General features: G+C 70.0%; 20 protein-coding genes. 9 read left to right on the forward strand and 11 right to left on the reverse strand.

The genetic code is table 11. The annotated features are described in order from the left end of the window. Positions 1–86: 86 nt before the first annotated feature. Positions 87–1,064: a 2-dehydropantoate 2-reductase gene (locus IEZ09_RS07865; protein WP_189252919.1), complete on the forward strand. Its 978-nt coding sequence runs from the start codon at positions 87–89 to the stop codon at positions 1,062–1,064. A 631-nt stretch (positions 1,065–1,695) separates the two neighbouring features. Here the strand turns inward: IEZ09_RS07865 and IEZ09_RS07870 are convergent. Further along, positions 1,696–2,901 (reverse strand): HNH endonuclease signature motif containing protein, encoded by a 1,206-nt coding sequence (locus IEZ09_RS07870; RefSeq protein WP_189252920.1) that lies wholly within the window; start codon positions 2,899–2,901, stop codon positions 1,696–1,698. A gap of 303 nt (positions 2,902–3,204) precedes the next feature. On the opposite strand from IEZ09_RS07870, the gene IEZ09_RS07875 reads away from it, so the two are divergent. From IEZ09_RS07875 to IEZ09_RS07900, 6 genes are read left to right on the forward strand one after another with little or no spacing between them, the layout of a single operon-like run. Next, entirely contained in the window at positions 3,205–5,130 is a 1,926-nt protein-coding gene (locus IEZ09_RS07875; RefSeq protein WP_189252921.1) for a molybdopterin oxidoreductase family protein, read from the forward strand. Then, positions 5,131–6,900: an NAD(P)H-dependent oxidoreductase subunit E gene (locus IEZ09_RS07880; protein WP_189252922.1), complete on the forward strand. Its 1,770-nt coding sequence runs from the start codon at positions 5,131–5,133 to the stop codon at positions 6,898–6,900. Beyond that, positions 6,897–7,754 (forward strand): 2Fe-2S iron-sulfur cluster-binding protein, encoded by an 858-nt coding sequence (locus IEZ09_RS07885; RefSeq protein WP_189252923.1) that lies wholly within the window; start codon positions 6,897–6,899, stop codon positions 7,752–7,754. Before IEZ09_RS07880 ends, IEZ09_RS07885 begins: the two co-directional genes overlap by 4 nt. A 23-nt stretch (positions 7,755–7,777) precedes the next feature. Next, positions 7,778–9,319, forward strand: coding sequence for an aldehyde dehydrogenase family protein (locus IEZ09_RS07890; RefSeq protein WP_189252924.1), 1,542 nt, complete (start codon positions 7,778–7,780; stop codon positions 9,317–9,319). Then, positions 9,316–10,317 (forward strand): acyl-CoA dehydrogenase family protein, encoded by a 1,002-nt coding sequence (locus IEZ09_RS07895; RefSeq protein WP_189252925.1) that lies wholly within the window; start codon positions 9,316–9,318, stop codon positions 10,315–10,317. Before IEZ09_RS07890 ends, IEZ09_RS07895 begins: the two co-directional genes overlap by 4 nt. A 9-nt stretch (positions 10,318–10,326) precedes the next feature. Continuing rightward, the gene (locus IEZ09_RS07900; RefSeq protein WP_189252926.1) at positions 10,327–10,611 is read left to right on the forward strand and encodes a hypothetical protein; all 285 of its coding nucleotides are present in this window, start codon (positions 10,327–10,329) and stop codon (positions 10,609–10,611) included. On the opposite strand, the gene IEZ09_RS07905 is transcribed toward IEZ09_RS07900, so the two are convergent. Beyond that, positions 10,601–13,288: an AfsR/SARP family transcriptional regulator gene (locus IEZ09_RS07905; RefSeq protein ID WP_189252927.1), complete on the reverse strand. Its 2,688-nt coding sequence runs from the start codon at positions 13,286–13,288 to the stop codon at positions 10,601–10,603. The genes IEZ09_RS07900 and IEZ09_RS07905 overlap by 11 nt on opposite strands. A gap of 293 nt (positions 13,289–13,581) precedes the next feature. Continuing rightward, complete coding sequence (locus tag IEZ09_RS07910; RefSeq protein ID WP_189252928.1) at positions 13,582–14,301, reverse strand: YqjF family protein; 720 nt, start codon at positions 14,299–14,301, stop codon at positions 13,582–13,584. A gap of 77 nt (positions 14,302–14,378) precedes the next feature. On the opposite strand from IEZ09_RS07910, the gene IEZ09_RS07915 reads away from it, so the two are divergent. Further along, positions 14,379–15,686, forward strand: coding sequence for a nucleobase:cation symporter-2 family protein (locus tag IEZ09_RS07915; protein ID WP_189252929.1), 1,308 nt, complete (start codon positions 14,379–14,381; stop codon positions 15,684–15,686). Here the strand turns inward: IEZ09_RS07915 and IEZ09_RS07920 are convergent. Genes IEZ09_RS07920 through IEZ09_RS07950 form a run of 7 tightly spaced genes read right to left on the reverse strand, consistent with a single transcriptional unit; the run spans position 15,677 to position 23,371 of the window. Further along, positions 15,677–16,234, reverse strand: a complete 558-nt coding sequence (locus tag IEZ09_RS07920) for a hypothetical protein (RefSeq protein WP_189252930.1) — start codon at positions 16,232–16,234, stop codon at positions 15,677–15,679. The genes IEZ09_RS07915 and IEZ09_RS07920 overlap by 10 nt on opposite strands. Positions 16,235–16,257: 23 nt before the next feature. Further along, positions 16,258–18,576 carry a glycoside hydrolase family 3 protein gene (locus IEZ09_RS07925; RefSeq protein WP_189252931.1) on the reverse strand — a complete coding sequence of 773 codons (2,319 nt, stop codon included), beginning with the start codon at positions 18,574–18,576 and terminating at the stop codon, positions 16,258–16,260. A 32-nt stretch (positions 18,577–18,608) separates the two neighbouring features. Next, positions 18,609–18,974 carry a cupin domain-containing protein gene (locus tag IEZ09_RS07930; protein ID WP_189252932.1) on the reverse strand — a complete coding sequence of 122 codons (366 nt, stop codon included), beginning with the start codon at positions 18,972–18,974 and terminating at the stop codon, positions 18,609–18,611. Between the two features lie 10 nt (positions 18,975–18,984). Continuing rightward, positions 18,985–19,569 carry a hypothetical protein gene (locus IEZ09_RS07935; RefSeq protein WP_229812331.1) on the reverse strand — a complete coding sequence of 195 codons (585 nt, stop codon included), beginning with the start codon at positions 19,567–19,569 and terminating at the stop codon, positions 18,985–18,987. Beyond that, complete coding sequence (locus tag IEZ09_RS07940) at positions 19,556–21,163, reverse strand: substrate-binding domain-containing protein (protein WP_189252933.1); 1,608 nt, start codon at positions 21,161–21,163, stop codon at positions 19,556–19,558. Before IEZ09_RS07940 ends, IEZ09_RS07935 begins: the two co-directional genes overlap by 14 nt. Beyond that, complete coding sequence (locus IEZ09_RS07945; RefSeq protein ID WP_189252934.1) at positions 21,160–22,296, reverse strand: toxic anion resistance protein; 1,137 nt, start codon at positions 22,294–22,296, stop codon at positions 21,160–21,162. The genes IEZ09_RS07940 and IEZ09_RS07945 overlap by 4 nt, the downstream gene beginning before the upstream one ends. Position 22,297: 1 nt before the next feature. After that, positions 22,298–23,371, reverse strand: a complete 1,074-nt coding sequence (locus IEZ09_RS07950; protein ID WP_189252935.1) for a hypothetical protein — start codon at positions 23,369–23,371, stop codon at positions 22,298–22,300. Positions 23,372–23,531: 160 nt separating this feature from the next. On the opposite strand from IEZ09_RS07950, the gene IEZ09_RS07955 reads away from it, so the two are divergent. After that, positions 23,532–23,864, forward strand: coding sequence for a YciI family protein (locus tag IEZ09_RS07955; protein ID WP_189252936.1), 333 nt, complete (start codon positions 23,532–23,534; stop codon positions 23,862–23,864). Here the strand turns inward: IEZ09_RS07955 and IEZ09_RS07960 are convergent. Further along, positions 23,850–24,233 (reverse strand): VOC family protein, encoded by a 384-nt coding sequence (locus IEZ09_RS07960; RefSeq protein ID WP_189252937.1) that lies wholly within the window; start codon positions 24,231–24,233, stop codon positions 23,850–23,852. The two genes, IEZ09_RS07955 and IEZ09_RS07960, sit on opposite strands and share 15 nt — an antisense overlap. Between the last annotated feature and the right edge of the window lie 17 nt (positions 24,234–24,250).

Here is a 24,250-nt window from a genome sequence, read left to right on the forward strand (position 1 = left end):
TGGTATGCAAAAAGCACTTCTAGGGCTTTGGTCGTGTTGTCCGTATACTGTATGCAATCGATTTGGCTGGCGGAGCGGGGCGTGACATGAAGATCGCTGTTCTCGGAGCCGGAGCGATCGGTGCCTACGTCGGTGCGGCCTTGCACCGCGCGGGCGTGGAAGTCCACCTGATCGCGCGCGGAGCCCATCTCGCCGCCATGCAGCAGCACGGCGTGCGAGTGCTGAGCCCGCGCGGTGACTTCACCGCGCGTCCACACGCGACCGACTCACCTTCGGAGGTGGGCGAGGTCGACTACGTGTTCCTGGGCCTGAAGGCGTACTCGTACGCCTCCGCGGGCGACCTGCTGGCACCGCTGCTGGGCCCTTCCACCGCGGTGATCGCAGCGCAGAACGGCATCCCGTGGTGGTACTTCCACGGCATGACGGGCCACCCGCTCGAAGGCCACCGCATCGAGGCCGTGGACCCCGGCGGCGCGGTGACGGCCGTCCTGCCGATGGAACGAGCGATCGGCTGCGTTGTCTACTGCTCGACCGAGATCGAGTCGCCCGGCATCATCCGCCACCTCGAAGGCACCCGCTTCTCGATCGGCGAGCCAGACCGGTCGATCTCCCCGCGCTGCGTGGCGCTGAGCGAGGCGATGATCGCGGGCGGCCTGAAGTGCCCGGTGGAGAAGGACGTCCGCGAGGACATCTGGATCAAACTGATGGGCAACGTGGCGTTCAACCCGCTGAGCGCCCTGACCCGCGCGACGATGGTGGAGATCTGCGACCACTCGGACAGCCGCTCGCTGGTGGCGCAAATGATGGCCGAAACCCTGACCATCGCCCGAGCCGCGGGCTGCGACCCGCAGATCTCCATCGAGAAGCGCATCGACGGCGCGCGGCGCGTCGGACACCACAAGACCTCGATGCTGCAGGACCTGGAGGCCGGCAAACGGCTGGAGATCGACGCGATCATCGGCGCAGTGGTGGAGATCGCCTCGCTGACCCGCGTGCCGGCGCCGACGCTGCGGCACGTCTACGCGGCCATCGACCTGCTGTCGCGCACCTCGCTGGTGTCCTGAGCCGGTGCTGGGTTTGCGGGCACTGTTCGCGTGCTGTTCTAACGGTGATGGGTGTGACCGTTCGTGAGCTGGTTCCGTGGTCGTGGCAGCCATGTGGACTCGTGGGCGTGACGTCGCCTTGCGTGGGTGGTTGCGTGGGCATTGACGAGCCGGGTCATTTCATCGCCGCTTCGCGACGCTCGCGATTGGGGCTTGACTTCGGGGCCCTTGCGAGGCGCAGATCGGCCTTCAAAAGCCGGGCATGAGGAGCCCGGCCGATCCGAACACGGTAGCACCTCGCACCCAAAGTCAAGCCCCAATCGCGAGCGTGCGTGGTTGCGTTAGGCGGTCGGGTTCCGGAGATTACCGCTTGAACAGCGTGGCATCAGGCCTTTACGGCTCGGCTTCGCCGTCGCAGTTTCGGGGAGGCACCTCGGCTTTGCCGTTGGTAATGCGTGGCGGCGGGGGCTTTGTGGTTTGTGTCGTATTGCCGCAGTGGGATCGGTGCTTGTCTTCGGGTGATCGCTCTTGTCGTTGTCTCGGCTTCCGGCTGTGTCTGGCCGGGTTGTGGGCATGGCTGTGCCACGGCCGTGGTGGTGCTGCACGGCCGTGGCGGTTGGCGTGGGGGCCGCTCGCGTTCCCCTGGTCGGGGTCAGGCGGCGGTGTGGAGCTGGTTGCGTCTGGGTCTGCGTTGAGGGTCGAGCCAGGCGGGCGGGTAGAAGACCGGCACGCCCTGCTCGATCGTGACTTCCCAGCCGCTGCGGTGGATGAGCGTGTGGTGGTGACGGCACAGCAGCACGCCGTTGTCGACGCGGGTGTCGCCGCCGTCGGCCCAGTGATGAACATGGTGGGCATCGCAATGCTTCGGCGGGCGGTGGCAGCCGGGGAAGGCGCAGCCGTGATCGCGGGCGACCAGCGCGCGGCGGATCCCGGCGGTGAACAGCCGCGACCGGCGGCCCACGTCGAGCGGCTGGGATTTCCCACCCAGGACGATCGGGATGATGCCCGCAGAGCAAGCGAGCTGGCGGACCTGGTCAGCGGGGATGCGGTCGCCGTTGTCCAGCACCGCGTGACCCATCTGCGCGGCCAGGTCCTCGTAGGCCATGGTCAGGGTCAACGCGACCGGTTCGCCGCCGTGTTCGGGCAGCTGGTCCGCGCGCAGGGTCAGGTCGATCAGTTCGGCCAGGGCGTCGCCCTGGCGTTCGTCGAGCGAGCGCGGGTCGGGGCCTTCGTCGGTGGTCGGGCGGGGCTTGGCCAGCGGGTCGAGCAGGGTCGCGAACTTGGCGCCGGTGATCGCGTCCAGGGTTGCCGCGAGCTTCCAGTCCCCGGCCTTGTTCTGGCGCAGCGTGAGCCGGTTGCCCGGCGGGGCGGGTTCGGGGTCGCGGGGTTCGGGGTCGTTCTGGTAGAGGCCGTAGGCCAGGTCTTTGCCGAACGTGCGCACCGCGGCGGGCTCGTGGTCGCGGGCGCAGTCCACGACCAGGTTCTCGACCTCGGCGGGCAGGTTCTTCATCGCCTCCGCGACCGCGACGACGTGGTCGAGCGACAGCGCGCCCTCGGCCGCCGCCGCGGCGGTCACCGGAAGGGCGGGGGCGAGTTCGCTGCCGGTCGGAGTGATCTCACTGCTGAGCAGGACGGCCTGATCCACCCAGCGCTTGGCGGTCGCCGGGTCCCAGCGGAGGGCGTGCCGCAGCACCTGCGGCAGAGTTTTGTACCCCAGCTCCGCGGCGGCTCCGCGCCGATTCAACTCGGCGATGTCCTGCATCACCGCATATTCGCGGGCCCGGATTTCCGTCACCTTGCCGACGATGCTGCGCAGCAGCTCGTCAGTAGGGAGGAGGGAAAGCCCGGGGTCGCTCACGTGTTCGACTCTACCGCAAGATCACGAGAATATTACGGTCGAAAATGAACACTATCGAGTGAAGTGGCAATTTCCGGAAGCGGCGATGAAATGTCCTCGCTCGGTAAAACACCCACGCAACGGCCGAAGCGAGGTGGCGTCACGCAAGCTAAGACCCCTCTGTCGGCCCGCTACGACCCGGCCACCGCGACCCGGCCCGCTGCGAGCCGACCCGCGCGCGGCCCGCGTCCCAGCCGCCAAACCGCAACAGGGGCTAGCGCATACCGAAGATTGCATACAGTATGGAGGGCAGGAGGTGTCGTGATGAGCAGGCGGAAGAAGACCGAGCCGTACGTGCGGCTCACCCAGCCGCTGGTGCGCGACGCAGGCATCCTGCGCCCTGCCACCTGGGACGAAGCGCTGGACCGCGCGGCCGAGGGGTTTCGCAGGAACGTGGCCAGGCACGGGCCGGACGCGTTCGGGATGTTCTCCTGTGCCAGGGCCACCAACGAGATGAACTACATGGCGCAGAAGTTCACGCGGGCGGTCATCGGCACGAACAACGTCGACTCGTGCAACCGCACGTGTCACGCGCCCAGTGTGGCGGGGCTGGCCAAGGTCTTCGGCAGTGGTGGTGGGACATCGTCCTACCAGGAGATCGAGGACGCCGACCTCATCATCCTGTGGGGGTCCAACGCGCGCGAGGCGCACCCGATTTTCTTCCAGCACGTGCTGAAGGCGGTCAACAAGGGCGCGAAGCTGTACGTGGTCGACCCGCGGCTGACGAGCACCGGGAAGTGGGCGCACAGGTGGTTGCGGCTCAACGTCGGCACCGACATCCCGCTGGCCCACGCCATCGCGCGGGAGATCATCGCGTCGAACCTGGCGAACCTGAGTTTCATCGAGCGTGCGACCGAAGGGTTCGAGGAGTTCGTCAAGGCGGTCGAGCCGTGGACGCTGCCCGTCGCCGAGCTGGAGACCGGCGTGCCAGCTGAGCTCATCCGCGAGCTCGCACATGCTTACGCCAAGGCCGATCGCGGGCAGCTCAGCTGGACCCTCGGGATCACCGAGCACCACAACGGCACGGACAACGTGCTCAGCCTCATCAACCTGGCGCTGCTCACCGGGCACGTCGGGCGGTACGGGGCCGGGCTGAACCCGTTGCGCGGGCAGAACAACGTCCAGGGCGGCGGTGACATGGGGGCCATTCCTGACCGCCTGCCCGGCTTCCAGGACATCACGGATCCGGACGTCACGGCCAGGTTCAACGCCGCCTGGGGTGCGAGCATCCAGCCGAAGAAGGGCTGGAACCTCACCCAGATGCTCGAGGCGATGGAGCGCGGTGACATGACCACCGTCTACATCATCGGCGAGAACCCGGTGCAGTCCGAGGCCGACTGCGAACACACCATCAAGCGACTGTCCAACTTGGACCACATCGTCGTGCAGGACATCTTCCTCACCAAGACCGCCAAGATGGCACACGTCGTGCTGCCGGCCGCGGCCGCGTGGTGCGAGACCGACGGCACGTTCACGAACAGCGAGCGCCGCGTTCAGCGGGTGCGCAAAGCGCTCGACCCTCCTGAGGGTGCGCGGGACGACATCGAGATCATGAGCGAGATCGCGAAGCGGCTCGGTGCGAACTGGCAGCACATGACCGGTGAAGAGGTCTGGGACGAGCTGCGCGGCCTGTCGCCGTTGCACACCGGCATGAGCTACCAAAGGCTCGAAGCGCTCGGTGGCATCCAGTGGCCGTGTCCCAGCGAGGACAGCCTCGAACCCAGCTATCTGCACGCGCGGCTGTGGGAGTCCGACCCGGTGAAGCGCGGCAGGCCGGCGCCGTTCTCTCCGGTGCTGCACAGCCCGCCGGTCGACGAGCTGACCGAGGAGTTCCCGTTCCGGCTCACCACCGGGCGCCGGCTCGACTCCTACAACACCGGCGTGCAGTCGCACGGGTTCGAGTCGCCGTTGCGCAAGGGGGAGACGCTCGACCTGTCACCGCAGGACGCGGCGAAGCTCGGCGTCGAGGACGGCGAGGAAGTGCGGATCACGTCCAGGCGCGGGCAGATCCAGGCTCCGGTGCGGATCGACGACGGGCTCACGCCCGGCCTGGTGTTCATGACGTTCCACTTCCCGGACGAGATCGACGTCAACATCATCACGATCGAGGCGACCTGTCCGATCGCGGGAACGGCCGAGTACAAGGCAGCGGCGATCCGCATCGACAAGCTCCCGGTGAAGGTGGGCTGAGTGGACCTCAAACTGCTCGACGCCGAGCCCACCGAGGCCGAGCGCGTCGTCGTCGACCTGTTCACCGGAATGGGGAGGGACCAGCTGCTGCCCGCACTGCACGCCGTCAACGACAGGGTCGGCTGGATCAGCCAGGGCGCGCTGAACCACATCTGCCGCGTGCTGCACGTCCCGCCGGCCGAGGCGTACGGCGTGGCGAGCTTCTACTCGCTGTTCTCGCTCACCGAACGGCCCGCGAAGGTCGTGCACGTCTGCGTCGACCTCGCGTGCCAGGTCAACGGCGCGAAAGCGGTGTGCGACAGGCTGACCGACGAACTCGGGCCGGCGGGGGCGGGGAGCGGATGGCTGCGCAGCCCCTGTCTCGGGGTGTGCGAGAAGGCTCCGGCAGCGCTCGCGTTCGAGGCGGGAGAGGTGGCGAAGGAGCAGCTCCTCGCGCCCACTCACGCCGGTGAGGTGATCGCGGTGGCGGCCGCCGGTCCCTCCCGTGTGGACGGTGAGCGCGCGGAGGTGCCGCAGGCCGGTGCGCCCGGCCTGCGGCTGCTCAAGCGGGTCGGGGTGGTGGATCCGGAGAGCCTGGACGACTATCGGGCGACGGGCGGCTACCAGGCGTTGCGCACCGCGCTGCTGCTCGGACCGGCCGGGGTGATCCGCGAGGTGAGCGACGCGAAGCTGATGGGGCGTGGCGGCGCGGCGTTCCCGACGGGACGCAAGTGGGACGCCACCGCCCGCCAGCCTGTGCGGCCGCATTATCTGGTGTGCAACGCGGACGAGAGCGAGCCCGGCACGTTCAAGGACCGGCTGCTCATGGAGGGCGACCCGTTCGCGGTGATCGAGTCGATGACGATCGCCGGGTTCGCGGCCGGGTGCTCGAAGGGCTACCTGTACCTGCGCGGCGAGTACCCGCGGGCGCTGCACCTGCTGCGCAACGCGATCTCGAAGGCGCGCGAGCGGGGTTTCCTCGGCACGAACGTCATGGGCCACGAGGGTTTCTCGTTCGACATCGAGATCCGCCGCGGCGCCGGTGCCTACATCTGCGGCGAGGAGACCGCGATCTTCAACTCCATCGAGGGCTTCCGCGGCGAGCCGCGGTCGAAGCCGCCGTTCCCGGTGGAGCAGGGGCTGTTCGGCAAGCCGACCGTGGTCAACAACGTGGAGACGCTGGTCAACGTCCCGGTGATCCTCACGGAGGGGTGCGAGGCCTACACGCGCATCGGCACCGAGGGTTCCACGGGGCCGAAGCTCTTCTGCCTGTCGGGGAACGTGAGTCGTCCGGGCGTGTACGAGGTGCCGTTCGGCACCACGCTCTCCGAACTCCTCGATCTGGCGGGTGGCGTGCCGCCAGGCCGGGAGCTGCGAGCGGTACTGCTCGGCGGGGCGGCAGGCGGGTTCGTCCGCCCGGACGAGCTCGACCTGCCGCTCACCCTGGAGGACGCGCGCGCCGCCGGCACCACGCTCGGCTCCGGTGTCGTGCTGGTGCTGGACGACACCGCCGACCTGGGCAGCTTCCTGTTGCGCATCGCCGCGTTCTTCCGCGACGAGTCGTGCGGGCAGTGCGTGCCGTGCCGGATCGGGACCGTGCGGCAGGAAGAAGCGTTGCACCGGCTCGTCGGCAAACGTCCGCTGAGCACCAGCGCGGCTGATCTCCAACTGCTGCGGGAAGTCGGGCAGGTCATGCGCGACTCCTCGATCTGCGGCTTGGGTCAAACCGCTTGGAACGCCATCGAATCAGCGCTCGACAGGCTCGGTTACGCCGAGGAGGCGACGAAATGACGATCGTCGAAATCGGACTTCCGAAGCGTCTGGTCGAGTTCACGCTGGACGGCGAAAGTGTGCGGGTGCCGGAGGGCGCGACGATCCTGGACGCGTGCACGGCGGTGGGCAAGTCGATCCCGACGCTGTGCTACGGCGACACGTTGAAGCCCGCCAACGCCTGTCGCGTCTGCATGGTCGAGGTCGAGGGCTCACGCACGCTGGTGCCGTCGTGCTCGCGCAAGGTCGAGCCGGGCATGGTCGTGCGCACCGACTCCGAGCGCACGCAACACAGCCGCAAGCTGGTGCTGGAACTGCTGGGGTCCGCAACCGACCTGTCCACCACGCCGCACGTGGACGAGTGGATGTCCGCGTGCGGCGCCGACCCCTCCCGGTTCGGTCCCGATGCCGAAACGAAGCTCCAACCGACCACAGTGGACAATCCGCTCTACGTCCGCGACTACGGCAAGTGCATCATGTGCTACAAGTGCGTCGACGCGTGCGGCGACCAGTGGCAGAACAGCTTCGCCATCTCCGTGGCCGGGCGCGGGTTCGACGCCCACATCTCCACGGAGTTCGCCACGCCGTTGCCCGACAGCGCTTGCGTCTACTGCGGCAACTGCATCGAGGTCTGCCCGACCGGGGCGCTGAGCTTCAAGCGCGAGCACGACAAGCGCGAGGACGGCACCTGGGACGAGTCGAAGCAGACCCGGACCACGACCGTGTGCACGTTCTGCGGTGTCGGGTGCAACCTCACCCTGCACGTGCAGGACAACGAGATCGTGAAGGTGACGTCACCGCACGACAGCACCGTCACGCACGGAAACCTGTGCATCAAGGGCCGGTTCGGCTGGCAGCACGTGCAAAACCGCTGATCCTTCTGCAGGGAGGGCGCCCGATGTCGTTGATCCTCAAGCCTGGCACCTCGTGGGACGAGGTCTACTCGCAGTGCGTGCGGCTCGCACCCGAAGCGTTCCACGACGATCGGCTGCTCAACCACTTCGGCGGCGGGTGGAGCCGGTCCGGTGAACCGATGCCCGCCACCAGCCCCGTCGACGGCTCCACCATCGCGGGCCCGCCGTTCCTCGACTTCGACGTCGCGGGCCGCGCCGTGGTCGCCGCCGTCGACCAGCACATCGAGTGGCGCAACGTGCCGCTCGCCGAACGCAAGACGCGGGTGTCGGCAGCCCTGGACGCGCTGACCCAGCACCGCGACCTGCTGTCGTTGCTGCTGGTGTGGGAGATCGGCAAGCCGTGGCGGCTCGCGACGGCCGATGTCGACCGTTGCATCGAGGGCGTGCGCTGGTACGTCGAGGAAATCGACGGGATGCTCCACGGCCGGGAGCCGCTCTCCGGCCCGGTCAGCAACATCGCCTCGTGGAACTACCCGATGAGCGTGCTGATGCACGCGATGCTGGTGCAGGCGTTGGCGGGCAACGCGGTCATCGCCAAGGCACCGACCGACGGCGGCGTCAGCTGCCTGACGCTGGCGACCGCGCTGGCCGTTCGGTCCGGTCTGCCGTTGACGCTGGTGAGCGGCAGCGGGGCCGAGCTGGCGCCGGTGCTGGTCGGCTCGTCGTTCCTCGGCTGTGTGTCCTTCGTGGGCGGCCGGGACGTCGGCAGTGCCATCGCGGCCAGGCTGGTCGACTCGAACCGGCGGCACGTGCTGGAGCAGGAGGGCCTGAACTGCTGGGGCGTCTGGGAGTTCGACTCCTGGGACCTGCTCGGCACCCAGATCCGCAAGGCCTTCGACTACGGCAAGCAACGTTGCACCGCCTACCCGCGCTACGTCGTGCAGCGGTCGTTGTTCGACAAGTTCCTGTCCGTGTACCTGCCCGCGGTTCGCGAGGTCACGTTCGGACACCCGCTCGCCGTCTCTTCGCCCGGCGACGAGCTGCCGGCGCTGGACTTCGGGCCGCTGATCAACGACGCGAAGGCCAAGGAACTCGGAGACGTGGTGGACGAGGCGATCCGCGCCGGTGGCGTGCCGCTGTACCGGGGATCGCTGGACGAGGGTCGGTTTCTGCCCGGCCAGCACACCTCGGCCTACCTGGCGCCGGTCGCGATCCTGGACCCGCCGCGGTCGTCCGTGCTGCACCACGCGGAACCGTTCGGGCCGGTCGACACGATCGTCCTGGTCGACACCGAAGCCGAGCTGCTGGCCGCGATGAACGCGTCCAACGGTGCCCTGGTCGCGTCTCTGGCCTGCGACGACGAGGCCACGGCCCGCCGGCTGAGCGCGGACGTCCAGGCGTTCAAGGTCGGCATCAACAAGCCGCGGTCCCGCGGTGACCGCGACGAGGTGTTCGGCGGGCGCGGGGCCTCGTGGCGCGGCGCGTTCGTGGGCGGTGAGTTGCTGGTCCACGCCGTGACGGAAGGACCTCCCGGCGAACGGCCGTACGGCAACTTCCCCTCCTACTCGCTCTACCCGCCGACGTGACGTACCGGGCGGACCTGCTCCGCATCGTGCAGAACGTGGTGGCGCCGAACGCCGCCGACATCGACCAGCACGCCAGATTCCCGCGCGCCGCCCTGAACGCCCTGGGCGCGTGCGGCCTGCTGGGCATGACGATCTCCCGTACGGCCGGCGGGGGCGGGCAGGACCTGAGATCGGCGGGGCGGGTGGTCGAACAGGTCGCTCGTGTCTGCGGCGCAACGGCTTCCGTGCTGCGCTCGCACTACGCCGCGGCCGCCGTGCTCGACCGCTCCGGCCCGCACCGGCTGCGCGCGGAGATCGCGGCGGGACGGCACCTGTCGACGCTGGCGGCTTTCGGCTCGTCCGGCACGGTGTCGTCACACGGCGACGTGGTGCAGGTGCGGGCGCGCAAGAGTTGGGTGATCGCGGCAGGGGAGGCCGACAGCTACGTCTGGTCGTGCGGCTCACAGCTGTGGCTGGTACCGGCACAGGCACCGGGACTGCTGGTGCCAGCCGACCACGCCGGGATGGGCCTGCGAGGCACCGTCGCCACCTGTGTGGAGGCCGATCCCGTGCGGGTGCCCGCCTCCAACCGGCTGTGGTCGGACGAGCCGGCGTTCCCGTGGTTCCTGGTGCTCGGGGCCGCCGTGTCGCTGGGACTGATGGAGGGAGCGCTGGCCGCCGCGCTGGGACATCTCGGCGGCGGTGATCCGCGCACCAGGGCCGACCTGGTGCGGATGCGGCTGCGCACCGACTCGGTTCGCGTGCTGTACAACGACACCCTGTCCGCGGTGACGTGGCATCCGGAGCGGTCCGCCGACCGGGCCAGGCTGCTCGCGGTGACCGCCACCGAAGCCGCCGTCGCCGTGACGGACCTGGCCATGAAGGTGTGCGGGGACGCGGCGTTCCGCCGGGATCTGGGCATCGAGCGCAGGTTTCGGGACGCGCGGGCCGCCGCGGCGATCGAGCCGACCGTGGCCTCCCTGGTGGATTCAGTGGAGATCCAAAGGTCGCTTGGCTAGGGTCGCGGCATGTCGTACGGATCACCGCAGCAGGCACCTCCCAGGGGACCCCTGCTCGGTCTCCTCGCACTGGTCCTCGGGGCGTTCGCGGTCGTGGTCACGTTCCTCCCGGTCAACCTCGACCTCGCGCGTCCCTATGTCGCGTGGACGTTCGGGTTGCCAGGACTCGTGATCGCGGCCCTCGGCCTGCTCGGCCACCGCAAGGGCAAGCCGATGGCCGCGATCGGGGCGATGCTGTCCCTGCTGGCGTTGGTCATCGGGGCGATCGCGATGGCCAACGTCGTCATGCACTGAGCCGCTCACGAACCTCGTCGGCTCTGGGCTCGCCCAGTTCCTCGAACAACGTCACCGACTCGAGCCAGCACTTCTCCGCGCCGCGCCGGTCCCCGAGACCGTCCAGCGCCAGCCCGAGGTTGTCCAGCGCCTCGGCCTGACCGAAGAGATCACCGATCGCGCGGAACGTCTCCAGCGCGCGGTCGATGTACGACACGGCCTCGGGGAAGTCGAGCAGCCCGCGGTACACCTCGCCGATGTTGTTGAGCAGGATCGCCTCGCTGTACGGGTCCTTGATCTGCTGCCGCAGCTCCAACGCCCGCAGGTACCGCTCCAGCGCCGCGTCGAACCGTCCGGCGTCGGCGTGCAGCAGCCCGATGTTGTTCAGCGTCACGGCTTCCGAGTGCAGGTTGCCCAGCTCGCGCGCGATCTCGGCGGACTGCTCGTAGCACGACAACGCCTCGTCGACCCGTCCCTGCACCATGTACGCGATGCCCAGGTTGTTCAACGTCGGTTCCTGCCGCGACCTGTCCCCGAGGGCGCGGAAGATGGCCAGGGCCTGCTGGTAGCACTCGATCGCCTCGTCGTGCCGCCGGATCTCGCGCAGCCCGATGCCGAGCGTGATCAGCATCCGGCCCTCGGCACTGCGGTCACCGGCCGACCGCGCCGCCGCCAGCGCGACGCCGTGCGTGTCGATCCAGTCGGCCCAGTGCTTGCGCAGGTTGAAGAAGTCCCACAGACACTGGGCGAGGTTCCAGCAGTGCTCCGGCAGGCCGTGTTCGGCGGCGTCGCGGATCGCGGCCACCAGGTTGGCTCTTTCCGTGTCGCACCACTGCAGTGCGGCGTCGCGGTCGGCGAACGTGCGCGGATGCACGGCCGGGTCCGCCGTGCCGATCTCCAGTTTCCGCACGGGGTTGAGCTGCAGCTCGGCGTGCCAGGCGGTGTGCACGTACCAGTCCAGCACCCGCCGCCGCGCCAGATCCCTGGCAGGAGGCGGTTCCGCGGCCATGACCTGCTCGACGGCGTACGCGCGCAACAGGTCGTGCAGCCCGTAGCGGCCGGGCGTGTGCTGCTGGAGCAGGTGTTCGTCGAGCAACGTCTCCAGCAGGTCTTCGGTCTCGTACGCCGTCAGCCCGGCGAGGGCGGCGGCGGACTCGGCCGTGACGTCCTCGCCTGGGTGGAGCCCGAGAAGCCGGAATAATCGTCGCTGGTTGTCCGGCAACGCCTGGTAGGAGAGGTCGAACACGCCTCGCGCGCCGACACCACCCCGTTCCAGCTGCGCCACCAGGTCCCGCACCGTCCACTGTGGACGGCGGGCGAGCCGTTTGGCGGCCAGCGCGACCGCGATCGGCAGGTGGCCGCACAGCTCGGCGACCCGTTGGGCGGCCTCGTGGTCGGCGTGCACCCGGTCCTCTCCGGCGATGCGGGAGAGCAGCGCGATGGCCTCGCCGGGCGTGAAGACGTCCAGGAAGACCGACTTCACGCCGTCCAGCCGGAGCAGCGTGCGGCGGCTGGTGATCAGCACCAGACAGCTCGCGCTACCCGGCAGCAACGGCCGGACCTGGTCCTCGCCCGCCGCGTTGTCGAGCAGCACCAACGCCCGTTTGCCCGCCAGCCGATCGCGGTACAGCGCCGCCCGTGCCTCCAGCGACTCCGGGATCTGCCCGCCGGGCACGCCCAGCAGACGCAGGAAGCTCTCCAGGACGGCGGCGGGGTCGGAGGGCAGCTCGTCCGGATCGAACCCGTGCAGGTCGGCCCACAGCTGCACGTCCGGATACCGCGGCACGAGCTGGTGCGCCGCCCGCACGGCGAGCTTCGTCTTGCCGACTCCCGCCATGCCCTCGATCGCGGAGATCACGACGGTCGTCTGCGGTCCCGGCTCGCACAGCCTGCGCAGCTCGGTCTCTCGTCCGGTGAACTCGGCGATGTCCATCGGCAGCTGGCGATGCGCGTTCAACGCGGCGGGCGAGGGCACCCGGCTCTCCAGGATCACCTGCTGCAGCTGCCGCAGCCGCGCGCCCGGCTCGACCCCGACCTGTTCGACCACGTGCTTGCGGGCGGCCGCATAGGCCTCCAGCGCCTCGCCGCGGCGGCCGGACCGGTCGAGCGCCAGCATCAGCTGCGCCCACAGCTCCTCGCGCAACGGGTGCTGCGCCGTCTCCCGCCGCAGCCTGTCGATCACGTCGTCGAACCGGCCCAGCTCCAGCGCCGCCTTCGCGTACCGCTCGACCGCGGCCAGCCTGCGTTCCTGCAGCCGGGTGAACTCCGCGCGCAGCAACGGTCCCGCGCTCAGCTCGGCGGTCGGGGTGCCGTGCCACTTGGCCAGCGCCTGGGCGAAGAACTCCGCGGCCGCCTCGACGTCGGCTTCGGCCAGAGCCTCCTCGCCCTGCCGCACGAGGTCGTCGAACGCGTCGAGATCGAGCTCGCCCGGCTCGACGACGAGCTGGTAACCGCGGCCGGGCCTGGTGATCAGCCGGTCACCGAGGACCTTGCGCAGGCCCGCCACGTACGTGCGCAGGTTCGACTCGGGCGAAACGGGCGGCGAGTCCCAGACCGCCTCGGTGAGCTGTGCGACGCTGACCGCCTGGTTGGCGTGCAGCAACAGCATCGTGAGCACCGCTCGCTGCCGGGGTCCGCCCAGCTCCAGCGGTGTGCCCGTCCGCCGTGCCGCCAGCGGTCCGAGCAGCAGGAACTCCACAGGTGCATCTCTCCTCGACCGGTCACCGTCGTTCGGGGTCGAGCCATCCTCGCGTACTTCGGATGCTCTGTGCGCCGCCTGGGCGAAATCTGTGCGCGGCGCCTGGCACCTTTGTACCCAGATCCGGTACCTGCGCCGCCGGGCCCGAACACCCGGGACAGGGGGTCGGCGCAGTTGCCGGGTCCGGTTCCCCCAAGAACCCGGCCGGCGTGTGAAAGTCACCGCGCACGTCGGCCACCTTTGGACCGGTGGCCTGGTCGGGTCCCCCAGACTGAGCTGGGCCACCACCCCAACTAGGCGGGTACGCCGAACCTGACCGGCACGCCGGGCGAGTGCAGCACGCTGACCGGTGGTCCCGCGGGGATTGCCAGACCGGCCGCCGCCACCAGCCCGTCGTCCAGCTCGACGAGCTCCGCCGCGTGCAGCGGCCACTCGGGATGATCGTTGGGCAGGTAGAGCGTCCGCCCGTGCCACGCCACGTGCAGGCCCCACCTCGCCGTCAGGAAGCGGTCCAGCTCGCCGGGCACCACGGCGGGCCCGACCCGCACGACCACGCGGCTGGAGGCGCCACGAGGTCCGGGCCAGATGCGCCGGCACGTGTAGGTCAGCAGGTCGCCGGAGCGTTCCAGCCGCATCGCCGACCACTTGTACGGCAGCCGCGCACTCACCTGAGCACCGAGAACGGGCACCAGCCTGCTCGCGTCGAGCGACAGGAACACCACCCCGCGCCTGCCCAGCGCGTCGACCGAGTAGAGCCGGACGTTGGTCTCGCAGAACGTTCCCACGTAAGGCAATCTCGGCCCGACCCGGCCGCCGATGGGGTGCATCCGGAACGGCACCAGCCCGACGTAGGTGACGCCGCCCAGCACGTCCGGCCGGGTGCCGGCGGGCAGGAACCCCGCGACCGGCTCCGGCGGCACGGCCCAGTGGAGGAACGTGACGTCACGCCACCACTGCCCGACGGTCGCGAACCGCACAGGCCGCGGCGTCACCGGCGTCAGCGGCTCGGTCATGCCCCGAACGTACCGCTGAGCGGGCGACTTCTCACCGACGTGACGCCACCGCAATCCGGACGGGCTACGAAAGGCACATGGAGACCGCCCTGAAGCATTCGGTCGACGAGGTGCTGCCACCCGCGCGGCTGGGGTTGCTCGGTTTGCAGCACGTCCTCGCCATGTACACCGGCTGCGTCACGGTGCCGCTCGTCTTCGGCGCCGCCGCCGGCCTCGACACCCACACGATCGGCCTGCTCGTCAACGCCGACCTCCTGGTGGCCGGCTTGATCACGCTGCTGCAGGCGCTCGGCGTCGGGAACGTCCTGGGTATCCGGCTGCCGGTCGTGGCGGGGGCGACGTTCACCGCCGTGACACCGATGATCCTGATCGCCGGGCAGTACGGCGTGCAGGCCGTCTACGGGTCGATGCTCGCCGCCGGTGTGTTCGGCATCCTGATCGCGGTGCCGTTCGCGCGCGCCGTGCGGTTCTTCCCGCCCGTGGTGACCGGCTCGGTGATCACGGTGATCGGGTTGTCGCTGATCGGTGTCGCGGCCGGGTTGATCACCGGTCAGGAGTCGGCTCCCGGCTACGCCGCGCCGTCGAAGCTGGCGCTGGCGTTCGGCATCGTGCTGGTCATCGTGCTCGTCGGCCGGTTCGCGCGTGGCCTGGTCGGCCAGCTGGGCGTGCTGATCGGGCTGGTCGGCGGCACGATCGTGGCGATCTTCCTGGGCATGACCGACTTCTCCGGCGTCGGCGGCGCCGCGTGGCTCGGGATCGCCGCTCCGTTCCACTTCGGCGTGCCGCAGTTCCCGCCGGCCGCGGTGATCTCCATGTGCGTGGTGATGCTGGTGACCTTCACCGAGTCGACCGCCTCGATGCTCGCGGTCGGGGAGATGACGGGCCGTCCGGTCACGTCACGTGATCTCGCCCGCGGTCTCGCCGCCGAGGGCGTCTCCGGTGTGCTGGGCGGAGTGATGAACGGGTTCCTCGACACCGTCTTCGGCCAGAACGTCGGCCTGGTCGGCATCACGAAGGTGAGCAGCCGGTACGTCGCCGCGGTCGCGGGCGGGATCCTGGTGGTGCTGGGCCTGATCCCGAAGCTCGGCGAGATCGTCGCGGCTCTGCCGGGCCCCGTGGTCGGTGCGGCCGGGCTGGTCATGTTCGCGACCGTCGCGGCGCTGGGCATCGGGATCCTGCGGCGGGTCGAGTTCGAGGACACCGGGAACCTGCTGATCGTCGCGGTGACGATCGGTGTGGGTCTGCTCCCGGTCGTGGCGCCGAAGATCTACCAGTCGTTTCCGGCGTGGGCGCAGGTGATCGCCGGCAGCGCCATCACCAGCGCGGCGCTGACGGCCTTCGTGCTGAACCTGTTGTTCCACCACACCCGGCGGCCTCAGCGATGAACCGGTGCGTCTGGGGGCAGCCCGAACGCGGCGCGGGCCTTGTCCCTCGTCGCGTTCTCCAGGTTCCGGACCTCGCTCGCCTGCAGCCGATGCAGCTTCTTTGCTCCGGTCCAGGAGAAGTTGGCCTTGATCCACGGTGAGTAGGCGGAGCCGTCGCCAGGCGACTCGATCCGGAGCACCTCGACGGGATTGGGCGGTGATGTCACGATGGCGAGCTTCGGACCTACCTCGCCGCTGCTGTTGAGCAGTTCGCCGCGCTCTGCGGAGAACTGGTTGCACATCGTCAGGAAGCCGACCTCGGACTCCTCGGAGCTTTGATCCTCTTCGATCACCCGGACCTCGCAGAACCACCGGGCCCGCTGATCCCCGGAACCCCAGTGGTTCTGCTGGAGATGATCGGCGATCGCTATTTGCAGGGCCAGTTCCCGTCCCGGATCCACGGTCGAGCGGACGAACACCGCCCAGTACCCGACGGCGGCGGCCGTCAGCACGATCACGGAGCCGAGCACGACGAGCAGACGTCTGCGCCGAACCGGAACGAGTCGCATGTCCTGAGGACGTCCGGAGCTGCCTACGGTTCCAGGGTGGCCCGGACGTCGCCCAGCCCGCGGGCGATCAGCAGTTCGCCGCCTCGCAGCGGTTGCCAGCCGTCCTGCCAGATCCGCTGCACGCGCGGGGAGCACGGCACCTCGACCCGCACGGTCTCGCCCGCCGCGACGTCCGCGATCGCCCAGCCGATCAGCCGCACGGGTTCGTCGTCCGGCCGCAGGTACACCTGCACGACCTCACGCCCGGCCCGTTCGCCGGTGTTGGTGAGCGACACCGACACCGCGTTGATCACATCGTCCACAGTGGACTTGGTCGCCTCGCCGTACTCCCACGTCGTGTAGCCGAGCCCGTGGCCGAACCAGAACAACGGATCGGACGCGCCGCGGTAGCCGATGGCCGTGCCCTCGTCGTAGCGCAACGAGCCGTTGACCGGCACCGGGCTCACCGCGTCGGCGTCCGTCCGCGGGAACGTGGTGACCAGCCGTCCGGCCGGTTCGACGTGACCGAGCAACGCGGCCGCGACGGCGTCACCGGCTTCCTGGCCGGGCAACCCCGCCCACAGCACGGCGTCGACCTGGTCGAGCCACGGCATCAGCACGGGCGTCGCGGCGTTCACCACGACCACGGTGCGTTTCGCTGCCGCCGCCACCGCCGCGACCAGCGCGCCCTGCTCGCCGGGCAACGCCAGCGTGGTCTTGTCGAAGCCCTCGGTCTCCTGCTCCTCGGTCAGGCCCACGACGACCACCGCGACGTCCGCCTCGCGCGCGGCCCGCACGGCGGCGTCGATCGCCTCGGCGGCAGGACGGGGGATCGGCTGGGTGATGAGGCCGACCAGCGCGGCCGCCTCGCGCACACGAGCCGTGATCCGGTCGCCGGGGGAGACCAGGACCTCGGTCGTCCAGAACGGCGGCTTGAGCAGTGCCTCCTCGACCACGCCGCCCGCCCACGCCAGCCTCGTGGCGTGCTGCTCGCCGGACACGTCCAGCGTCCAGGCGCCGAATCCCCGCACCCCGACCACCATCCGGGCCGGCTCGTCCAGCACGACCTCGCCGGACACCTCGATCGACGCGGCCCCCTGCGCCCATCCGCCGTACGCCGCGAGCTCGGCGACCTCCAGCTCGCGCGACGCCAGCACCTCGCCGGACGCGTCGAACGTCGTGGCACGGATGTCACGCAGCACGCCGGGACCGGGAGCGGCGTACCGGAGCCGGACCTCCACACCGTCCACAACGGACACCCGATCGCCCAGCAGCGAGGTCAGGCCGTCGGCGATGCTGATGACGTGCGGCGGCCGCAACCCGGCGGAACCACCGCCCTGCGCGACCGTGTCGATCGCGTGCCGGCCGATCAGCGCGACCCCTGGCGCGTCGAGCGGCAGCACACCGTTGTTCGTCAGCACGGTCATGCCACCCGCGGCGAACCGGCGCAGCTGCTCGCGCCGGGTGGTGCTGTCCGGCGCGGGCACGTCGGAGGGCCACTCGCGCACGGTGCCGAACGCGCCGGTGCGCTGGGCGAGAAGAAGGAGGCGGCGGAGGTGGTCGTCGACGGTCGATTCGGCGACCTCGCCCGCCTGGACCGCCGCGACCAGCCTGTCCTCCCACGGACCGCCGGGACCGGGCATCACCAGGTCGAGGCCGCCGTTCGCGCTCGCGGCGGTGGACGAGGTGGCGAACCAGTCGGACATGACCAGGCCGTCGAAGCCCCACTCGCCCTTGAGCACTCCCTCGACCAGTTCGGTGTGCTCGGTCGCGGGAACGCCGTTGACCCTGTTGTAGGCCGCCATGATCGCCCACGGTGAGGCGTCCTCGACGACGATCTCGAACGGCAGCAGGTACACCTCGCGCAACGTCTTCGCGTCCAGCTCGGAGCTCGCCGTGCGCCGCTCGGTCTCGGACTCGTTGGCAACGTAGTGCTTCGGCGTTGCCGCGATGCCCTTGCCCTGCAGGCCCCGCACGTACGCGGCGGCGAGCGCGCCGGTCAGCAGCGGGTCCTCGCTGAAGGCCTCGAACAACCGGCCGCCGAGCGGCGTGCGGTGCAGGTTGATCGTCGGGCCGAGCAGGACGTGCACCTGCTGCGCGGCCGCCTCGTCGGCCAGCACCTCGCCGGCCTCGTGGGCGAGCGCGGTGTCCCAGTGCTGGGCGAGCAACGTGGCGTTGGGCAACACGCAGGCGATCGTCCCGCCCCGCAGCTCGGCGCCGCGGACCCCGGTCGGCCCGTCGGACAGCGTCAGCGGCGCGAGCCCGATCTCCGGCTCCGGCCAGAGCGCGAAGAGCGCGGACCCGGTCAGCAGCCGCACCTTCCGCGGCAGGTCCAGACCCGCGATCGCCTTCTCGATGTCCATGTGGTCGAGCGCACCAGATGGCGCGTCCGCGGTCAACGCGGGAACATCGCGAACGACAGGTCGTCCGTCAGCGGGGCCGACACGTGCCCCTCGCCCTCGGTGTCCTCAAAGGACAGCAGCGATCCCGGTCCGAACTCGCGGCGCTCGCCGTTCGACACCGTGACGGCGGCCCGCCCGGTCAGCACGACGAGCCACTGCGAGCGCGGTGCGACGTGCGGCTCCCACTCCGGCGTGCCACCCGGCGGCTGCTCCACGACCAGCATCTCGGACGCCGGGAAGGGGCCGGACACGAGCAGCGGCGGCACGCCCTCGACCGCGACCGTCGGTGTGCCTTCCACCTCGACGTCCTCGAAGGCCGATTTGCCGTTCTCGTCCGCGAAAACCCTGACGTAACGCATGATCGGGAGGCTACTCGCGATCTTCGAGGTAGCGGGTGTGGTCGGCCTGGCGTTGCGCGTCGGCCGCGTGGAACCGTTCCGCCACCCGGACGGCGTCGGCCAGCAGCAGGTCCAGCTGCCGCACCAGTTCCGCACCCGAACCGCGCGCGGCGGCGTACCACCACGGGAGGTTCAGGTAGGTCTGGATCGACAGCGGCAGGTCGGTGCCGACGAGCCGGGTGACGGCGTGCAGGGCGTCCGGGTCCGCGCGGAGCTCGCGCGGGCGGTTGAGCATGCCGCGCAGGACCTCGGCGATCTCCCCGAGCCTCGGCGCCACCTCGCCGGGCACGCGGCCGCCGAAGCCGCGCACCCGGTTCACCAGCGCGTCCAGCTCGGTGCGCAGCTGACCTGCTTCCTCCTCCGGGTCCGTCACCAGGATGATCCGCTCGGGCGGCGCGGCGAGCGCGCCCACCCCGTACAGGCCGATCACCACGAGGACCCAGTAGGAACCGGCGAGCCCTGCGAAGTGCAGGCCGAGGCCGAGCAGGCCGCCGGCGCAGCCCGCGAGGTTCTTCCAGGACGCCAGGTAGCGCACCACCGGGTTACTGGTAGCCACGGATCTCCTTGAACGCCGCGGACAGCGAGCGGCTGCGTGCGTCGAACACCTTGCCGCCGCTGATCTTCGCCACCCGTTCCATCTCGGCCGTGGCGCTCTCGCCGAACAGCACGGGGAAGATCGGGATGCCCTTCAGGGTCTGCGGCAGGCCGCTGTGGAACCGCTCGAAGTCGTCGATGTTCTCGTTGCCGGTGTTCTCGCCGTCGGTCATCAGCACGATCGACGTGAACCGGTCCGGATCGGCGTTGATCTGCTCGCGCAGCACGTCGTAGCCGTCGCGCAGGCTGCTGTAGATCGCCGTGCCGCCCGCCGCGTCGAGCGAGGTGGCGGTGCCGCGGATCTGGTCGAGGACGGGGCGCGGGTCGTCGGCGGGCACCTCGTACTTCACCGGCGGGCGCGCGGTGCTGTTGAACGGCAGCAACGTCACCTGCTCGCGGCCGTGGAACCGGTTGAACTTTCCGGCGAGCGAGGAGTCGGCGCCGGTCAGCCCGGCCAGCGCCTGCCTCAGGCCGTCGATGCGGTCGCCCTGCATCGAGCCGGACGTGTCGAGCACGTAGAGCGTGCGGGACGGGCGGCGCAGCTGGTCGAAGTACGTGGTGATCAGACCGTCCACAGCGGACTGGCTGCCGGGGAACGGGAGCTCGACGAGGTCCTTCACCGCGAACTTCGCGTCCGGCTGCACCTGCGGGACGGCGGGTCGGCGGTGCGTGGAGTCCATGATCCTGCGCTGGACGTCGGCGCCGCGCAGGTGCTCGGAGAGCTTCCGGTGGGCCTCGCGGGCTTCGGAGCTCGCGGAGGTGAGCAGGGTGAGCGGGTAATCCGCCGTCACGACGCCGTCGTTCGGGTAGATCAGGGTCAGCGGTTCTGGCAGCGTCGCGTTGAGCGACAACAGCACCGACTCGTAGTTGATCAGACCGTCCACTTTGGCACCCGGTTCGGTCGCGCGCCGGGCGTAGGCCTCGGACAGCCAGCCGGACGAACCCGCGGACAGCGTCTGGGCCGAGAAGAACTGCTTGAGCTGCGGGGCGACGGCGCTGATGCGGGCCGCGTCGAGGGCGGAGCCCGACCCCGACAGCGCGGCCGCGACGCCGACCAGTGCGGAGAAGCCGGAGTTGGAGGCGGACGGGTCGGTCATGCCGTAGGTGAACTTCCGCTCGCCCGCGGCCTGCGCGATCTCGGCCCAGCCGACGCGCCTGCCTTCCCAGCCCAGTTCGCGCACCTTCGCGGCGGGCAGGCCCAGCACGACCGGCGACGACATGACCTTGGCCGGTGTCCCCAGGCGCTTCTGGGCGTCGGGCACGAGTTCGAGGTAGCGGTTGGAGGAGAACCAGACGGCGTCGAAACCCTGGTCGGCGGTGCCGTTCGCGACCTTCTCCGCGCCCTCGATCGTGCCGGAGTAGCTGAACTTCACGGTGACGCCGGTCGCCTTGGCGGCCTCGTCGAGGACAGGCTGGAGGTCGGCGAGCTCGCTGCCGGCGAGCACGCGCAGGACGCCGGGGGAGGGATCGCCGACCGGTCTGGACGGGTCGGCTTCGTCGGAACATCCCGTCAGCAGCGCCAGAACGGCGACCGCGGGGACGAGGCGGCGGTTCATGCTTGCTCCTCAGCGCCGCGCACGCGGCTCAGGTGGTCGTGGGCGCGGCGGATCTCGGCGTCCAGCGCGGACACCGTTCCCGACAGCGAGTCCGCCGCGCGGGCCTTGAACGTGTCGATGGCGTCGATCGCCGCGTAGATCTGGTCGAACGAGGTCCGCACCGCCTCGATGCCGACGGCCGGTGTGGACGCGATGCGCTGGATGTCCTGGCCCTGCACCGACATCAGCGCCGCGTTGGAACGCAGGATGGAGTCGGTGAGCCCGCGCACGGCGTCGACCTGGTCGATCACCTCGCGCTGCCCGGCCAGTGCCGCCGCGACCGCCACGCCGATCCGCAACGCCGTGACGGTCGTGCTGACCGCGCGTTCGACGCCCTTGATCAGCTCGTCGTTGTTGCGGCGCACCACGTCGAGCGCCAGGTACCCCTGCGCGCACACGGCGAGCTGGGTCAGCAGGTCCTGATGCCGTTGCCGCAACCCGAACAGCACGTCGGCGCGCAACGCCTGCGCACGGCCGGGATCGGACAGCTCGAAGATCGCCGCCTGCCGTTCGACGGCCTCGTCCATCTCGGCGGCGAGCGAGGCGTGCCGCGACAGCTCGGTCATGAGGTCCCACAACCGCTGCCGCTCGCCCTTGATGGCCGCGTTGTCGCGTTTCAGCGCGTCCTGACCGGACCGCAGCTTCAGCACGATGCGGTTGACGGGCTCGTCGGCCGCCCGCAGCCGGGCGAGCAGGCCGCGAGCCGAGTTCCCGCCGGGAATGAAGCCCAGGATCTTGCGGCCGGTCAGCTTGGTCAGGTCCTGCGGGTCCAGTTCCCGCACCGAACGGCGCAGCTCGGTCAGGCTGAGCGACATCTGCGCGGACGACGGCGACGAGACGGACGCGAGCGTGCGGTCCAGCAACCGGCCCGCGATCTGGGCCGCCACCCGCATCTCCGCCTCGCCCAGCACCAGCGCGTCGTCGACGATCCGGCCGAAGTCCGGCGACTGCGGGTCGACGGCGGCGAGCGCGGCGACGAACGCGGCGGCTTTCTCGGCGAGCGCGGCCTTGTCGGTGATCGGAATCAGCCCGGCCGCGCGGTCGACCGGTACCGGTTCGACGGGCTCGGGTGGCGTCAGCACGAAGTCGGCCATGTCAGTACTGCTTCGCGATCGCTTCGAGCATCCGCTCCAGCGTCTCGTGGGCGGGCGGTTCGACGACGTCCACGATCGTCTGCGGCACCGTCAGGTTCTTCTCCTTCACGACGTCGTTGAAGTGCCGGGGATCGGCCGTGCGGAACCCGAACGTCGCCGCGAGCCTGCCCAGCTCGGCGTCGCCCGACAGCAGCTGTCCGACGCGGTCTCCCGCCTCGCGCAACGGCACCAGCGTGTGCTTGGACAGCACCGTCGGCGCCGGGTAGAGCAGCTTCATGTCCGGCCGGATCGTCGAGTCGCCCCGCACCACCCTGTCGACGAACTGCGCCTCGTACGCCAGCACCAGCGGCGTCTTGCCCATCCCCGCGGACAGGTAGTCCTCGAACGGCCCTTCGCTGCTGCTCTGCGTGTAACCCTGGTCCAGGAACAACTTCGACACCCCCGGCAGCACCTTCGCCTCGGCCTCCTGCGACGACACCACCCCGCCGTTCGCGACGAACGACGTGATCGCCAGGTACATCGCCGCGGAGTTCGAGTCACGCGGATCCGTCGTCGTCACCAGGAGGTTCTTGCGCGCGGGATACGCGGTGTTGCCCGGCAGCTGATCCCAGCGCGTGCCCTTGGCTGCGAGGTCGAGGTAGGCCTGCACGTCGAACGTCTGGTAGCCGGGGCCGGACCTGACCACACCGGCCTTGGTCAGCAGGTCGACGATCGGGTCGAACGTCGCCACCACCATCGGCGACGAGAAGGGCGCGTAGGTCCGGGCTGCCTTGCGATCGCGTTGGATCTTCTCGGCTGCGGGCGCCGACGACGGGAACGCGAAGTCGTACGAGTTCAGGTCGGTCGCCGTCGCGATCTGCCGCGACCCGGCCGGATCCACCTCGACCTTCAGCCCGTGCTTCGCGAACACGTCCTTGACGCGCTGGTCGGCGAAGAAGGCGAGCTTCTCCGAGCCGATCACGCCGCGCACCGTTCGGAGGCCGGCCGGTTCGTCACCGCCCTGGCCGAGGACGATCGCGATGACCACGCCCGCCAACAGGACGACGGCGAGGCCGATGCCGAGCGTTCTCTTCACTGTCCACCTCTGCTGAAACCTCTTGTCGGAGAACAGATCCTTCGTCACTCCGACGTTGTTACGGGGCAGGTCGTCGCAATCGTGAGATGAACACTGGGTGAACGGGCCGATGAGTTCCGGACGTCGCCCAAGTCGGTACGGAGGAACAGGAGGTTCAGCGATGAAGTTCGTGACGATCGGCTATGGAAACCGCGAGGGATACGACCGAACGGACGAGGCCGTCCGCGACGAAGCCCACGCGCACGACGAACGGCTGCGCGCGGCGGGAGTCGAGATGGGCGTGGCCGGGGAACCCGTGCAGGTCCGCAATCCCGGCAACACCGGCACGATGGTGGACCACGGGCCTTTCCTGCGGGCGACCCTCCCGGTCGCGGGCTTCGCGATCATCGAGGCGGAGTCGCTGGAGGAGGCGATCAAGCTCGTGTCGAACACTCCGTGCGCGGTCGCTCACGGAGTGGTGGAGGTGTGGCCGCTGGAGTCAGCGCAGGGGTGACCGGTCGCCCACGGACCACTTGTGCCCGAACGGATCCGTGAAACCGCCCTGCCGGTGCGTGCCCCACGGCATCTGGTGGTCCACGACGGCCGATCCCACGGCTCCGGCGGCCACGGCACGCTCGACGAACCCGTCGGGGTCGTCGCAGAACACCTCGACGCGGACGTGCGTCACGCCGTCCGGGCTGTCCTCCGCGGGGTTGGCGGGGTTGACCTGGTGGAGGAAGAAGGCAGCGCCACCGATCGACAGACCGGCGACGCCACCGAGGTTCCACAGCTCCGTGGCGCCGAGCGCGGTCCGGTACCAGGCGACCGCCGCGCCGGCGTCCGGGACGATCAGCATCACTGAGATCACCGGAGGCTCGGACATGCCGCCCAGCCTGCCGG

This window comes from Lentzea flava (assembly GCF_014648475.1).
In the GTDB taxonomy this organism is placed as follows: Bacteria; Actinomycetota; Actinomycetes; order Mycobacteriales; family Pseudonocardiaceae; genus Lentzea; species Lentzea flava.

Coding starts and splice junctions, on each gene's coding strand:
- IEZ09_RS07865 (WP_189252919.1), top strand. CDS start 87: ATGAAGATCGCTGTTCTCGGAGCCGGAGCGATCGGTGCCTACGTCGGT.
- IEZ09_RS07875 (WP_189252921.1), top strand. CDS start 3,205: ATGAGCAGGCGGAAGAAGACCGAGCCGTACGTGCGGCTCACCCAGCCG.
- IEZ09_RS07885 (WP_189252923.1), top strand. CDS start 6,897: ATGACGATCGTCGAAATCGGACTTCCGAAGCGTCTGGTCGAGTTCACG.
- IEZ09_RS07890 (WP_189252924.1), top strand. CDS start 7,778: ATGTCGTTGATCCTCAAGCCTGGCACCTCGTGGGACGAGGTCTACTCG.
- IEZ09_RS07900 (WP_189252926.1), top strand. CDS start 10,327: ATGTCGTACGGATCACCGCAGCAGGCACCTCCCAGGGGACCCCTGCTC.
- IEZ09_RS07910 (WP_189252928.1), bottom strand. CDS start 14,301: ATGACCGAGCCGCTGACGCCGGTGACGCCGCGGCCTGTGCGGTTCGCG.
- IEZ09_RS07915 (WP_189252929.1), top strand. CDS start 14,379: ATGGAGACCGCCCTGAAGCATTCGGTCGACGAGGTGCTGCCACCCGCG.
- IEZ09_RS07920 (WP_189252930.1), bottom strand. CDS start 16,234: ATGCGACTCGTTCCGGTTCGGCGCAGACGTCTGCTCGTCGTGCTCGGC.
- IEZ09_RS07925 (WP_189252931.1), bottom strand. CDS start 18,576: ATGGACATCGAGAAGGCGATCGCGGGTCTGGACCTGCCGCGGAAGGTG.
- IEZ09_RS07930 (WP_189252932.1), bottom strand. CDS start 18,974: ATGCGTTACGTCAGGGTTTTCGCGGACGAGAACGGCAAATCGGCCTTC.
- IEZ09_RS07940 (WP_189252933.1), bottom strand. CDS start 21,163: ATGAACCGCCGCCTCGTCCCCGCGGTCGCCGTTCTGGCGCTGCTGACG.
- IEZ09_RS07945 (WP_189252934.1), bottom strand. CDS start 22,296: ATGGCCGACTTCGTGCTGACGCCACCCGAGCCCGTCGAACCGGTACCG.
- IEZ09_RS07955 (WP_189252936.1), top strand. CDS start 23,532: ATGAAGTTCGTGACGATCGGCTATGGAAACCGCGAGGGATACGACCGA.
- IEZ09_RS07960 (WP_189252937.1), bottom strand. CDS start 24,233: ATGTCCGAGCCTCCGGTGATCTCAGTGATGCTGATCGTCCCGGACGCC.